The organism is Rhizobium sp. CNPSo 3670, from assembly GCF_057784555.1.
Window position 1 is genome coordinate 1 of record NZ_JBXSOL010000062.1, and the last position, 13,728, is coordinate 13,728.

12 protein-coding genes and 1 pseudogene are annotated in these 13,728 nt (G+C 60.9%); all 13 read left to right on the plus strand.

The features are described 5' to 3' along the window. Positions 1–241 (plus strand): hypothetical protein (locus AC13QO_RS29105; RefSeq protein ID WP_488542657.1); only part of this gene is annotated, 241 nt, incomplete at its 5' end. A gap of 35 nt (positions 242–276) precedes the next feature. After that, positions 277–615 carry a hypothetical protein gene (locus AC13QO_RS29110; protein ID WP_085779272.1) on the plus strand — a complete coding sequence of 113 codons (339 nt, stop codon included), beginning with the start codon at positions 277–279 and terminating at the stop codon, positions 613–615. Between the two features lie 140 nt (positions 616–755). Then, positions 756–962, plus strand: a complete 207-nt coding sequence (locus tag AC13QO_RS29115; protein ID WP_085779273.1) for a hypothetical protein — start codon at positions 756–758, stop codon at positions 960–962. Positions 963–1,117: 155 nt separating this feature from the next. Further along, on the plus strand, positions 1,118–1,921 hold the full coding sequence (locus AC13QO_RS29120; protein WP_488542658.1) for a pseudouridine synthase: 804 nt from the start codon (positions 1,118–1,120) through the stop codon (positions 1,919–1,921). A 14-nt stretch (positions 1,922–1,935) separates the two neighbouring features. Continuing rightward, a complete protein-coding gene (locus tag AC13QO_RS29125) occupies positions 1,936–2,631 on the plus strand; it encodes a phosphoribosyltransferase (RefSeq protein WP_488542664.1) in 696 nt (231 codons plus the stop codon). Positions 2,632–2,770: 139 nt separating this feature from the next. Then, positions 2,771–4,513 carry an SLC13 family permease gene (locus tag AC13QO_RS29130; protein ID WP_488542659.1) on the plus strand — a complete coding sequence of 581 codons (1,743 nt, stop codon included), beginning with the start codon at positions 2,771–2,773 and terminating at the stop codon, positions 4,511–4,513. Positions 4,514–4,596: 83 nt separating this feature from the next. Next, positions 4,597–5,541 carry a phosphoribosylaminoimidazolesuccinocarboxamide synthase gene (locus AC13QO_RS29135; protein ID WP_488542660.1) on the plus strand — a complete coding sequence of 315 codons (945 nt, stop codon included), beginning with the start codon at positions 4,597–4,599 and terminating at the stop codon, positions 5,539–5,541. A gap of 109 nt (positions 5,542–5,650) precedes the next feature. Then, the gene (locus AC13QO_RS29140) at positions 5,651–6,253 is read left to right on the plus strand and encodes a TetR family transcriptional regulator (RefSeq protein WP_285192695.1); all 603 of its coding nucleotides are present in this window, start codon (positions 5,651–5,653) and stop codon (positions 6,251–6,253) included. 155 nt (positions 6,254–6,408) lie between these two features. Continuing rightward, a complete protein-coding gene (locus AC13QO_RS29145; protein ID WP_488542661.1) occupies positions 6,409–7,617 on the plus strand; it encodes an efflux RND transporter periplasmic adaptor subunit in 1,209 nt (402 codons plus the stop codon). 48 nt (positions 7,618–7,665) lie between these two features. Beyond that, complete coding sequence (locus AC13QO_RS29150; protein WP_488542662.1) at positions 7,666–10,776, plus strand: efflux RND transporter permease subunit; 3,111 nt, start codon at positions 7,666–7,668, stop codon at positions 10,774–10,776. 150 nt (positions 10,777–10,926) lie between these two features. Then, positions 10,927–12,363 (plus strand): efflux transporter outer membrane subunit, encoded by a 1,437-nt coding sequence (locus tag AC13QO_RS29155; protein ID WP_085779280.1) that lies wholly within the window; start codon positions 10,927–10,929, stop codon positions 12,361–12,363. Between the two features lie 166 nt (positions 12,364–12,529). Next, the gene (locus tag AC13QO_RS29160; protein ID WP_488542663.1) at positions 12,530–13,573 is read left to right on the plus strand and encodes a LacI family DNA-binding transcriptional regulator; all 1,044 of its coding nucleotides are present in this window, start codon (positions 12,530–12,532) and stop codon (positions 13,571–13,573) included. Between the two features lies 1 nt (position 13,574). Then, a pseudogene (locus AC13QO_RS29165) lies at positions 13,575–13,728 on the plus strand (ABC transporter substrate-binding protein); the annotation flags it as partial.

Here is a 13,728-nt window from a genome sequence, read left to right on the forward strand (position 1 = left end):
GGTTGCTATTTTCTTCGCGTTCTTTATCCACAGGCGGCGTGTTCGCGCCAAATTTCCGAAGATTTCTTTATCAGCTGGTCAAAAAATCCCCGAATTGCCGCCCGCAACCGGCAAAAAATCGCGTGAAAACAGCGCTTTGAGCCAATTTATGGTTAATCGAGGATTAAATCGAGGCTGGAAGGCGAGCTTAAATTTCCGACATAAATCAGCAGCTGCAATTTCGGAACCTATCACCGTTTGAGGTGTTGTCTTTCCCATTGAAGGAAGGAGACCGACATGGCTGCCAACACCGATGACATCAGAGCATCTGTCAGCAAGGACATCGCTGCGCTCCAGCAGGAAGTCTCTCGTCTGCAGAAGATGATTTCCGCCCAGGGCGCCGAGGCCTATTACGAAGTGCGCGGCCGCGCCGGCAAGGCCTACGATGAAGCCCTGCCCCGCGCAAAAAACGCCGTCGCCCAAATCCGGGCCGAAGGGGCAGCTGCCGCCGGCGCCGCCCGCGAGCATGCGGCCGCAACGACCACCGCATTGGTGCTTGCCGGGGCGGTCGGTTTCCTCTTTGGCTACCTGCTATCCGGCAATTCACAGCCGCAGCCTCGCCATTGGTGGCACTGAGCGCTCAATCCGCCTCGAAGCCGGCTCTTTTACGCACCCGCCGACCCATTTTCGGCGGCGTGCGTAAACGCTTATGTCTCAGAAAAACCAATTTTTAATGCAAGGGATGGCAACATAAAAAACGAACGGGAGGACAACCAATGGACAATAAGAGGGCCAATTGCATCATTGAAGTCAGCGCCGACGGCGTTAACGGCCGTTACGCGGTCGGCATCATGAATATGCGTCAGGCGCTCGAGCTGCCGGAAATGCCAAGCCTGTCCTATACTCATCCCGACCCAGCGAAGGCCGCTGCCGGCATCGTCGTCAGCCGCAAGGAACTGGCAGGCTTCATGGCCTGCCGCTGAGGCGGCGCGACCAACCGGTTTTCGCCCAGACGGCGCTTTATCCGAAGCGCGGACGTCCTTTTGCAACCCTATCATTCCTTAGTTTTCGTTGTCGCGCTGGCATCGTTGGGCCGTTCGTGCCAAGAAGCGGCATCGAGGCTGGACAGGGATGGCAGATGAGGGACCGGCGCCCATCGCATAAGACACGCGAGCGGGTGAAGCCTGCCGCCGACACTGAAGGCAAGCGGGTCACCCTTCCGCGCGCCCTTTCCAAACTCGGCTATTGCTCCCGTACCCAGGCCGAACGGCTGATTGCCGAAAGCCGCGTCGCCGTCGACGGCCGTACCGTCAGCGATGCCTCTGCATGGGTCGATCTGTCGACGGCGAGGATCAGTGTCGATGGACTTGTCATTGCCGCCGAGGCGAAAATCTATTTGATGCTCAACAAGCCACGCGGGCTCGTCACGACCCGCCATGATCCCGAGGGCAGGCCGACCGTCTATGATTGCCTCAAGAATTTCGACATCCCGCACCTCTCTCCTGTAGGTCGGCTCGACAAGGCGAGCGAAGGCCTGCTGCTTTTCACCAACGACACCGTGTTCGCCCAGACCTTGCTCGATCCGCTCACCCATGTGACCAAAACCTATCATGTCCAGATCGACCGCCTCATGGACGACGAGGAGATTGCCGCTATGACATCCGGCATCCGCCATAACGGCGAATTGCTGACGGCCACCGCCACACGACGCCTGCGCCAGGGTGACAGAAACTCATGGATCGAGGTCGAGCTCGATGAAGGCCGCAATCGTCAGATCCGTCGTATGCTGGAGGCGCTCGGGGCTGAATGTTTGCGCCTTGTGCGGGTCGCAATCGGCGGGCTCGAACTCGGCGAACTCCCAAAAGGCGCCGTGCGTGCGCTGACTGAAGGAGAATTGCAGGGGTTGCGCCGAAGAGCCGGCATGGAAAGGGCGAGACGTTGACCGATCTGTCGGAGATGGCGCCGCATGACTTTTGGCAGGAGATTCACCCGCCCGGCACCTTTCCCCACGATCGGGAGTTCACGACTTACTATGTCGCCACGCTGGAAGACGGCCGCCAGCTTCGCCTGCCGATACGCGTGTTGGCAGATGGCGATCACGCCCTCGCTTCGCTGATTGTCAACCAGGCTAGCTTCGCCGTCCTCGACGCGTTGGCCGACGGTCTCACCGAAAAGATCGGACCTATGGGCGTCGACGTTGTCGCCGGCCTGCCGACGCTCGGCTTGACGCTTGCAGCCGCCGTTGCGCAGAAGCTCCGTCACGGCCGCTATGTCCCGCTCGGCACCTCGCGCAAGTTCTGGTACCGCGACGAGCTCTCCGTTCCTCTGTCATCGATCACGACGCCGACACAGGACAAGCGCCTCTATATCGATCCGCGCATGTTGCCGCTGCTGACCGGGCGGCGCGTCGCCCTGATCGATGACGTCATTTCCAGCGGCGCATCGATCGTCTCGGGCCTTGATCTGCTGACGGCCTGCGGCATCGAACCCGTCGTCATAGGCGCGGCCATGCTGCAATCGGAGCGTTGGCGCGACAGCCTCGCAACCGCCGGGCCGCAGTGGGTCGCGCGCGTCCGCGGTGTCTTCGCAACGCCCGTGTTGGAGCGGAATGCCGAGGGCCGCTGGCAGGTTTCGGCCCGACCGAAGACGTGACATCGTTCAATTTTGCCGGCTGACGCCTCTGTACAGCAGATGAGGAACAACTACAGTCCGCCCAAGGCCTGTCACCCGGAAATCTGCAGCGGTTGCGGTACAGCGACATGCCTCCATCGATGAAACACCGGATCCGCCCATGTCGTTTGAGCAAGCATCCCTGCTGATCCTTCTGCTGGTGATGCTCGTTCTCTTCTCGCTCGAACGCATACGCATCGAGGTGACTGCGATTGCCGGCCTGCTCGCCGGCTATGCGCTCGGACTTTATCCAGTCGATCAGATCTTCGCGGGCTTCGCCAGCCCCGTCGTTATCACCGTCGTCGAAATCCTGCTGATCGTCCAGGTGCTCGCACGCGCCAAGCTCTTCGACAACCTCGCTGCGCGTGTCGCAACCGCAAGACCGTCGAACTTCAAGGTCATATCAGGCGCCTCCTCGCTTGCAGGCTTTCTTTCCATCTTCATGAACAATATCGGCGCCTTTGCGATCACCCTGCCGGTGGCGCTGCGGCTCGGCGTGGCGCTCTCAATCCCCCGCCGTCAGCTCGTCATGCCCATCTCGTTTGCAGCCCTGCTCGGCGGCCTCGTCTCGCTGATCGGCACGCCGGCCAACCTGCTCGTCAGCGATGCGCTTGCCAAGACGTCCGGTGCGGGTTTTCATTTCTTCGATTTCAGCTATGTCGGGCTGCCAGTCGCGATCGTCGGCATCCTGCTCATCGCCGTTCGGATCCGATACTTGTTCCCGGAAGCCGACACAGTGCCGGCAACGCTCGCCCAGGGCTCGCGTCGCGTCGTCGTCGAACGTCGCATTCCCAATGCTTCGCCGCTGATCGGCGCGCGGCTTTCCGAGTGTCCGACCCGCTTCGGCATCAAACCGCACGCGCTGATCCGTGACGGCAATTTCGTGTTTGGCCCGCTCGACCAGTCGATGATCAGCGCGGGCGACGTGCTGCTTGCCGAAGGCGCCGATGACATCTTTGCCGGCCTTGCGGCCACACAGGCCCTGGTGGCAGATGCCCATCTGAATATTCGGCCGCCAAATTTCACCCGGGTCGAAACCGTCGTCATGCCCGAAAGCACGCTGGTGGGTTCGCGCGTCAGTTCACTCGAAGTCTTTCACCATCGGGGCATCGCAGTCACTGCTCTTTCCATGCGCACACCGCGCATCGAAGGCCGCTTTCTCGATCTGCAACTGTCGATCGGGGATATATTGACGCTGGAAGGGCCGCGTACGGCAATTGCCGAAGCGCTGGAGGAAAGCGAGTGCCTGCCGCTTGCTCCGACAGCTTCAGCTGAACCGGCCCTCCTCTCCTGGCGGCCTTTCGCATTGTTTGCCTGCGGCGTCGCCGCGTCGGCGGCGGGCCTGCGTCCCGAGGTCGCTTTTGCGTGTGTCGTCCTCGTCCTCGCTTTGCTCAATCATCTCAATATCCGCCAGGCGATGGCCGACCTCAACTGGCCGATCATCATCATGCTGGCGGCGATGATTCCGATCGGCCAGGCAGTGGCCAGCACCGGAGCGGCCGAAGCGATTGCCGGCTGGCTGAGCCTCATCGTGCCGGTTAACCATGCGCTTTCCGGCATCGCCCTCATCCTCTTCCTCGCAATGGCGCTGACGCCCTTCGTCAACAACGCGACGGTCGCAATCGTGCTCGCCCCGATCGCACTCGAATTTGCGAGGATCGGGCGGCACCCACCCGACGCCTATCTGATCGCGGTCGCCGTCGGGGCCTCGCTCGATTTTCTGACGCCCTTCGGCCATCACAACAACACGCTGGCGATGGGCATCGGCGGTTACCGCTTCAGCGACTTCCTGCGGGCCGGCTGGCCGCTTGCCGTCGCAACTTACGGCCTCGCTCTGTTTCTTCTGGCTCTGTTCTGGCTGTGATGCGATACTTCCGCTCGGCTTGACTTCGCCGGTAATGAAACTAGAGCAGGAAGCCATCAGCCAATAAAGGACAGTCGAGCGCCGTGCGAATCCTCTCCGAAGCCCATTTCCCGGAACTGCCGAACTACTATCGCGGCAAGGTGCGCGAGAATTACGACCTTCCCGACGGACGCCGCATCATCATCAGCACAGATCGGCTGAGCGCTTTCGACCGCATTCTCACCTGTATTCCGTATAAGGGTCAGGTGCTGACGCAGACGGCGCGTTACTGGTTCGAGGCGACGAGGGACATTTGCCCGAACCATGTGCTCGACTATCCCGATCCGAATGTGGTCATCGGCAGGCGGCTCGAGATCCTGCCGGTTGAAATCGTCGTGCGCGGTTATCTCGCCGGCACCACCGGCACCTCGATCCTGACCCTCTATAAGAAGGGTGAGCGGGAAATGTACGGCATGCGTCTGCCGGACGGCATGCGCGACAATCAGATCCTGCCGGCACCCGTCATCACGCCGACGAGCAAGGAATTCAACGGAGGCCATGACGAGCCGCTGACGCCTGCGGAAATCGTCACGCGAGGCCTTCTGACCAGCCAGCAGTGGGAAACCTTGTCGAAATATGCACTCGCGCTCTTTGCCCGCGGCCAGGAAATGGCCGCGAAGCAAGGCCTGATCCTCGTCGATACCAAATATGAATTCGGCACCGATGGCGACGGCAATATTATCCTCGCCGACGAGATCCACACGCCGGACAGCAGCCGCTACTGGCTTGCCGAAACCTATCCGGCAAGTTTTGCCGCTGGCAAGCGCCCGGATAGTTTCGACAAGGATTTCGTCCGTGCGTGGGTGGCGGAGCGCTGCGACCCTTATAAGGACGAGATTCCAGAAATCCCCACCGGACTGATCGAGCAGACCTCGGCCGTCTATATCAGAGCCTACGAGGCGATAACCGGCGAGCGCTTTGTTCCCGACAATAGCGGCGAGACGCCGCTTGCCCGTGTCCGCAGCAACCTCGCCTCCTATTTCCCTTGAAAAGGCGACGTGCGAAAGCCGCAGGGCCTTGCATCGGCTTGGCAGTTTTCGCTGAATAGCGCTAGCATCGGCAAAAAAGGAGTACCGGGCGCGGCCCGGCGGGGGACGGATGGCAAGAAGGCCGAGACGCAAGGCCGAGGAAACGCGACAGGACATCCTCTCGATGGCGGAGATGCTGTTTCGCGAACGTGGCTTCGCCGCAGTGTCGATCGCCGATATATCAGCTGCGCTGGGCATGTCGCCCGCCAATGTCTTCAAGCATTTCCGTTCCAAGGTGGCGCTGGTCGATGCGATCGCCGGACGACATCTCGACAATGCCGCCGAGCGTTTTGTCCCCCTCGACCAGAACATGCCCGCAAAAGAGCAACTGCTCCGCTTCGTCCTGCGCCTGCTGGAGGGTCATCTGCAGGATATCCAGAAGAACCCTTACATCTTCGAAATGGTGCTCTCGACCATCGAAGCCAAACTCGAAGCCGGCAATCGCTATCGCGCCCGTATCGAGGAGAAACTCGGCGAGATCATCCGCAAAGGCATGGTGGAAGGACGTTATCACTGCCGCGACCCTCAGCGTGCCGCACAGACCGTCGCCGATGTGCTGGCCTGCGTGTTGCACCCTGTCCTCATCGTTCGCGACGACACTGAGACACTGGTGCATCGTGCCGAGGAAATCGTCGGCTTTGTCGATGCCGCACTGCAAAATAGCGCTTGCTAAGTGACGGTTGCTGAATTACGTCACTTCGTAAAGCTTTTGTTAGACCCGGGATTATGGCATTTGAGGCCAAGTTCATCCTGACGCTTAAATAAGCCTGCCTCAGCCCGGCCGAGCCCGTAGATCGACGGCGATTGCCACCGCATGAAGGAATTAGAATGATTCGGCGTGCCGTTCTCATCTCCTCGGCCCTGATGGCCGGCGCATTGCTTGGCGCCTGCAGCGACAACGCCGGCAAGCCCGCGGGCAATGCCGGCGCGGCCGCGCAGCAGGCGATCCCCGTCGGGGTGATCGCCCTGGCGAAGGCGAGTTTCCCAATCACGACAATTCTTCCTGGCCGCGCCGAAGCCTTCCAGACGGCCGATATCCGGCCGCAGGTGAGCGGCATCATCCGCGAAATCGCCTTTAAGGAAGGCGGAGAGATCAAGAAGGGCGACCTTCTTTATCAGATCGAGGATGCGCCCTATATCGCCGCCGTCGAGCAGGCCAAGGCGGCCATCTCCAAAGCCGAGGCGAGCGTGCCGAGCGCTGAAAGCAATCTCGAACGCTACCAGCGCCTCGTCGGCAGCGGCGCCACCCAGATCGAATATGAGACGGCGAGAACGACGCTTCTCCAGGCGAATGCGGAGGTCGAGTCGGCAAAGGCTGCCCTTACCGCGGCACAGATCGACCTCGACCATACGAAGATCGTCGCACCCTTCGACGGCGTCATCGACCAGACCGCCTACAATATCGGCAATGTCGTCTCGGCCAACCAGACGACGGCGCTGACGACGATCCGGCAGCTCGATCCGATCTACATCTCGCTCACCGAGTCGAGCACCAATCTGCTGAGGCTGCGCGATGCGATGGCCGCCGGCGATATCAAGGGCGCGGAGAATGTCGCCTTCCACCTGATCCTCGAAGACGGCAAGGAATATAATCAGCAGGGCAAGCTCGACATGTCGAAGCAGGTGGTCAGCGAAACCACAGGCACCTTCATCATTCGTGTGCTTTTCCCCAATCCCGATCGTATCGTGCTGCCCGGCATGTATGTCCGCGCCACGGTCGAGCTCGGCGCCGAAACCGGTTATGCGCTGCCGCAGCTGGCAACGAGCCGCGACGCCAACGGCCGGCTGACGGCGCAATTCGTTTCCGCCGACGGCAAGGTCGAAACCCGCGCCTTTGAGAACAGCTCGCCCTCCAACAATTCCTGGCTGGTGACCGAAGGCATAAAAGACGGCGATCAGCTGATCGTCACCGGCCTCCAGTCGGTCACGGCAGGCATGCCGGTGAAGCCGGTTCCGATGAAGATCAGCGACAATGGCGTGGTCGTGGCTGCCGAGCAGCCCGCGGCCGGTGACGCTGAGAAGCCCACAGCGAAGTAATCGCTCCGAGCCCGCATCGTCACCGTCTCAGCCGCACAGGAACAATCGATGGCCAAGTTTTTCGTCCGACGTCCGATTTTTGCCTGGGTCATTGCGATCACCATCATGCTCGCCGGCCTTCTGGCGATCTTCACGCTGTCGATTTCGCAATATCCCGACATCGCCCCGACGACGGTCCGCATCAACGCCACCTATCGCGGCGCCAGCGCCGAGACCGTCGAAAAATCGGTAACGACGATCATCGAAGACGGCATGACCGGCCTCGACGACCTCACCTATATGACTTCGACTTCGTCGACCGGATCGGCCAGCATCCAGCTCACTTTCGGAACCAGCATCGATCCCGACATCGCCCAAGTGCAGGTGCAGAACAAGCTGCAGCTGGTTCAGTCGCAGCTTCCGGGCGATGTTATCGATGCCGGCATCAGCGTGACGCGCTCGACCTCGAGCATCCTCCTCGTCGGCTCGCTCGTTTCAACTGACGGCAAGCGCAATTCGGTCGATCTTGGCAACATCATGTCGACCTCCATCGAGGATCAGATCCAGCGCCTGGAAGGCGTCGGCAGTATCAACGTCTTCGGTTCCGGATACGCCATGCGCATCTGGCTCGATCCCTTCAAGCTGGTGAAATATCAGCTGACGCCGAGCGACGTCACGGCGGCGATCCAGGCGCAGAACACTCAGGTTTCCGTCGGTTCGCTCGGCGCCCAGCCGACGATGTCAGGTCAGCAGCTCAACGTCACCATCACTGCGCAAAGCCAGCTCACCACCGTCGCCGACTTCGAGCACATCATCCTGAAGGTCGAAAAGGACGGCGCGACCGTGCGCCTGAGCGATGTCTCGCGCATCGAGATCGGTCAGGAGAGCTACGGCGGCAGTTCGCGTTACAACGGCCTGCCTTCGAGCGGTTTTGCCGTCAACCTCGCGATCGGCGCTAACGCCATCGATACGGCCGCACGCGTTCGATCCGCACTCGATGTCATCGGCCGCACTCTGCCGGAAGGCGTGAAGATTACCTATCCCTACGACACGACGCCCTTCGTGGAATTGTCGATCGAGAAGGTCGTGCATACGCTGATCGAGGCAATCGTGCTCGTCTTCGTGGTGCTGCTCGTCTTCCTGCAGAACCTTCGGGCAACGCTAATCCCGACCATCGCCGTTCCCGTGGTATTGCTGGGCACCTTCGGGGTGCTGGCGGCCACCGGCTATTCGATCAATACTTTGACGATGTTCGCCATGGTTTTGGCCATCGGCCTTTTGGTCGACGATGCGATCGTCGTCGTCGAAAACGTCGAACGCATCATGTCCGAAGAGAAGCTTTCGCCGCTCGAAGCGACGGAGAAATCGATGGGCGAGATCACCGGCGCCATCGTCGGCATTGCGCTCGTGCTAACCGCCGTCTTCATTCCGATGGCCTTCTTCGGCGGCTCGACCGGCATCATCTATCGCCAGTTTTCCATCACCATCGTCTCGGCCATGCTGCTGTCGGCGCTCGTCGCCATCGTGCTGACACCGGCGCTCTGCGCCACGATGCTGAAGCCGGTCAGCGAACACCGGAAACACCGCGTCGGCGATTGGTTCAACCGCAACTTCACGCGCTCGACCAACGGCTATGTCAGGACTATCGGCTATCTCTTGAAGCGCCCGATCCGCGTCATGCTGGTCTTCCTTCTCGTCGGCGCCGGCTGCGCCTACCTCTTCACCCGGCTGCCGAGTTCTTTCCTGCCGCAGGAAGATCAGGGCGTGCTGCTGACTATCGTCACCACGCCGCCGGGCTCGACGACGCAGCAGACTCAGGCCGTCGTCGAGAAGGTGGAAAACTATTATCGCGAGAATGAGAAGGATGCCGTCGAATCCGTCTTCGGCGCACTCGGCTTTGGCTTCAACGGCTCCGGCCAAAACAACGCCATCGTTTTCACCAAGCTCAAGGATTTTTCGCTGCGCACTGATCCAAATCTGAGCGCCCAGTCGGTTGTCAACCGGGCGCTGCGCAGCTTCTTTGCGATGCGCGAGGCACAGGTCTTCGCGCTCCTGCCGCCGGCGATTCAGGGCCTCGGCGTGTCGAGCGGCTTTTCCATGTATCTTGTCGATACCGGCGGCCACGGCAACGACGCCCTGACGGCTGCTTCCAAGCGGCTGATCCAGATGGGCAACAGCTCGGGTAGGATCGTGGCGCTGCGCAGCAGCAACAAGGAAGTCGAGCCGCAAATGCGCATCGTGCTCGATCAGGAAAAGATCGGCGCCATGGGCGTCGACATCGCCTCGGTCAATTCGATGCTGTCGATCATCTTCACCGGCCACGATGTCAACGACTTCACGCTGAACGGCGAGATCAAGCCGGTCTATGTCCAGGGCGACGCGCCGTTCCGCATGCAGCCGGACGATCTTAATCACTGGTATGCCCGCAACACGGCCGGCGAGATGGTGCCCTTCTCCGCCTTTACCAAAACCGAATGGGTGAAGGGCGCACCTTCGCTTGCCCGCTTCAACGCCGTCAGCGCGATTCCGCTCGATGGTGCCGCCGCGCCCGGCGTGTCCTCCGGCGATGCCATGAACGAAATGGAGGCGCTGACCGAGCAACTCGGCGGCGGTTACACGGTGGCCTGGCAGGGCATTTCCTATCAGGAGCGCCTTTCCGGCTCACAGGCGCCGATGCTCTATGCGATCTCGGTACTCGTCGTCTTCCTCTGCTTGGCAGCACTTTACGAAAGCTGGTCAATCCCTTTTTCGGTGATCATGGCAGTGCCGGTCGGCGTTCTCGGCGCCCTGGCGGCGGCAACACTCTTCGGCCAAGCCAACGATGTCTATTTCAAGGTCGGATTGCTCACGACGATCGGCCTGGCGGCTAAGAACGCGATCCTGATCGTCGAATTCGCCAAGGATCGCATGGAAAGCGGCATGGGCCTTTTCGAGGCGACACTGGAAGCGGCGCGGCTGCGCCTGCGGCCGATCATTATGACATCGCTTGCCTTTATCCTCGGCGTTGTGCCTCTGGCGATCGCTACGGGCGCGGGCTCTGCGGCCCAGAACGCCATTGGCCTCGGCGTTCTCGGCGGCATGCTGTCGGCAACGATGCTCGGAATTTTCTTCGTGCCGTCCTTCTACGTCGTCATTCGACGCATCTTTGCCACACGCGACAAAAATGCGGCAGGAGTGTGATATAAATGCACTGTGATAATGCTGTTCCGATTGCTACATTGCGCCCGACTGCTTCGGTGTGTGTGTTTGTGGTAGGACGAGGCGCGGCTGCGATAGTGAAGCATGAAGCTTCGGACAAGAATTGACTTGCTCGAGTACAGGATGAAATGAATGGTATCTCTTCGTTTTGCCACACCGGCATTATTGTTATTACTGTCGGGCTGCGTTGTTGGCCCGGATCATGCTCCTCCTGAAATGCCGCTGCCCGCCAAATTCGGAGAAGGCGGCACGAAAAGTGTAGGTGACGTTGCTACCGCAGCCTGGTGGACGGCCTTCAACGATCCCAAATTGAATGGTTATGTCCAGGCCGGGCTCGAGCAGAATCTAACGGTCCAGCAGGCAATCGAACGCATTAATGCGGCCTCTGCAAACGTCACCACCGCCGGCGCAGGCGCCCTGCCGAACCTGAATGTCGGCGCTTCGCACACGGTCAGCGGTCAGAAGGGCGAGCTGCGCTCGCAGTTCGACACACGCAACACCAGTGCCGGCGAAGTCCAGCTGACCTGGCTGCTCGATCTCTTCGGCCTCTACAAGCGCAGCACCGAAAGTGCGCTCGCTTCGCTCGATTCCGCATACGCATCCGCCGACGTCGCCAAGCTGACTCTCGTGCAGGATCTTGTCTCCAGCTACATCGATGTTCGCTACTATCAGCAGCGCCTGGCGCTTTCGAGAGCCAACCTAAAGTCCCGTCAGGAAACCTACGAGCTGACCAAGTTCCAGCTTGAAGCCGGCGCCGCCTCGCGTCTCGACGTCGTTCAGGCCGAAGGCCTCGTACAGTCGACGCTCGCCGAAATTCCCGGCCTCGAAACCAACATCCGTATATCCGCCCATCACATCGCCACGCTGCTTGGCCTGCCGGCCTCGGCCCTCGTCGACGAGCTGCTGAAGGGTCGCGGTCAGCCGGTTTTCCGTGGCGGCATCAATTCGGGCATCCCGGCGGACCTGATCCGCAACCGTCCCGACATTCGCGTCGCCGAGCGTGATCTCGCCGCCGCAACGGCCAATATCGGTGTTGCCGAGGCGCAGCTCTATCCGAGCATTTCGCTCAGCGGCTCGATCTCGCCGTCCTACATCAACCAGCGCGGCATCCATGGAGACCTGACCCCCTGGTCCTTCGGCCCGACCCTCAACCTGCCGATCTTCGATGGTGGCCGTCTGCGCGCCAACGTCAAGTCGGCACAGTCCACTGCCGCGACCGCCTACCTCAACTGGAAGTCGACGGTGCTGACCGCGGTCGAACAGGTCGAGAACGCACTCGCCGCGGTCCGCCGTGACGCCCGCACGGTCGCAGCCCTACAGGCTCAGGTAAAGACTACGCAGGAAACGCTCGAACTGTCGACCGCGTCCTACAAGGACGGCGCCTCCTCGCTGCTCGACGTTCTCGATGCACAGCGCCAGGTCTCGCTTGCCCAGGCAAGCCTTGCCCAGGCCGTCCAGCAGATGGCCAAGGACTACGTCTCGCTGAACATTGCGGTCGGCGGCGGTTACGCGCCCGGCGGCAAGACCACAGCAGCGGTGACGCCGGTGCCGGCAAAGGCCAAGAGCTAATCGGCATTTCGCCTTTCTGGAAATGCGAAACCCCGCGATCACCTCGCGGGGTTTTTTCATGCCCGACAATATCCCGGAATAATCGGGCACCAGACGAATTTGGATTGGACAAGCGGAGACGGCTGCTATAGCACTGATTAAACGATTAATCAGACTACATCAGATCATGGCTGCATCGCGCTCCGGACCGAACCTCAGCAGGATAGCGACCTCGCTCGGCGTCTCTATTGCCACGGTCTCCAATGCGCTTTCCGGCAAAGGCCGGGTCTCCGGCCAACTGGTCGAACGGATCCGCGAACATGCCGCCGAACTGGGTTATGTCCCGAGCCAGGCCGGCCGCGCGCTCAGAACCGGCCGCAGCGGCGTTCTCGGCCTGGTGTTGCCGGACATCGCCAATCCTCTGTTCCCGAAGATCGCACAGGCGATCGAATTTGCCGCCTCCACCGCTGGTTACGGTGTTCTAATCGCCGACTCCCGCGGCGATGCTGCCACTCAGACCGAGGCGATCAATCGTCTCGTCGAACGCGGCGTCGACGGCATGGTCATTATTCCCCGCCGCGCCACCCGCATTTTGTCCGCCGCCTGCCCAGTCGCTCTCATCGATACCCCTTCGACGCCAGGCAACACCGTTTCCGCCGACCATTGGCAGGGCGGCCGCGAAATCGTTCTCCATCTCGCGGCCCTCGGCCACCAACGCATCCTCATCATCGGCAACAACCAGGAATCCAGCGTTCAGAACGATCGCGCCGATGGAATTCGCGCCGGAATGCACGCGGGCATGCATGCCGAAACGCTGTGGATCGGGAAGGTAGAGCAGGATGGCGGCAGCGGCTGTCCGCTCGGCCTTGCCGAAAAGGTGCGGGAGGGTTTTACCGCTTTCGCGGCTCTCTCCGATCTTCAGGCATTGCGCGCGCTGACCGAGCTGCAGCAAGCCGGCATCAGCGTTCCCGGCGATGTCAGCGTCACCGGCTTCGACGACCTCATCTGGTCGCCTGTTGTCACACCGTCGCTGACGACGGTCAGAATGGACATGGATAGAATTGCGGGGATTGCCGTGTCGGCGCTGGCCGATACCATCAGAAAATGCCGCACCCGGGAAGGCGTTCTCGTTATCGCGGAAATCGAACGCGTCGCAATGCAGCTGATTGTCCGCCAATCATCCGGGCCTGCGAACCCGGCACCAAAAACCTCAGAGATGGAGAACATGTAAGATGAAAAAAGCTCTCATGGCGTCGGCGGCACTCGCCGCACTTTGGCCGTTTGCCGCCTCCGCAGCCGAACGGACACTTACCATTTCCGTCTATGCCTTCGCGCAGGACGACTTCAAGACGCTGGTGTATGATCCGTTCGAAGCCCAATGCGGCT

Coding starts and splice junctions, on each gene's coding strand:
- AC13QO_RS29110 (WP_085779272.1), top strand. CDS start 277: ATGGCTGCCAACACCGATGACATCAGAGCATCTGTCAGCAAGGACATC.
- AC13QO_RS29115 (WP_085779273.1), top strand. CDS start 756: ATGGACAATAAGAGGGCCAATTGCATCATTGAAGTCAGCGCCGACGGC.
- AC13QO_RS29120 (WP_488542658.1), top strand. CDS start 1,118: ATGAGGGACCGGCGCCCATCGCATAAGACACGCGAGCGGGTGAAGCCT.
- AC13QO_RS29125 (WP_488542664.1), top strand. CDS start 1,936: ATGGCGCCGCATGACTTTTGGCAGGAGATTCACCCGCCCGGCACCTTT.
- AC13QO_RS29130 (WP_488542659.1), top strand. CDS start 2,771: ATGTCGTTTGAGCAAGCATCCCTGCTGATCCTTCTGCTGGTGATGCTC.
- AC13QO_RS29140 (WP_285192695.1), top strand. CDS start 5,651: ATGGCAAGAAGGCCGAGACGCAAGGCCGAGGAAACGCGACAGGACATC.
- AC13QO_RS29145 (WP_488542661.1), top strand. CDS start 6,409: ATGATTCGGCGTGCCGTTCTCATCTCCTCGGCCCTGATGGCCGGCGCA.
- AC13QO_RS29150 (WP_488542662.1), top strand. CDS start 7,666: ATGGCCAAGTTTTTCGTCCGACGTCCGATTTTTGCCTGGGTCATTGCG.
- AC13QO_RS29155 (WP_085779280.1), top strand. CDS start 10,927: ATGGTATCTCTTCGTTTTGCCACACCGGCATTATTGTTATTACTGTCG.
- AC13QO_RS29160 (WP_488542663.1), top strand. CDS start 12,530: ATGGCTGCATCGCGCTCCGGACCGAACCTCAGCAGGATAGCGACCTCG.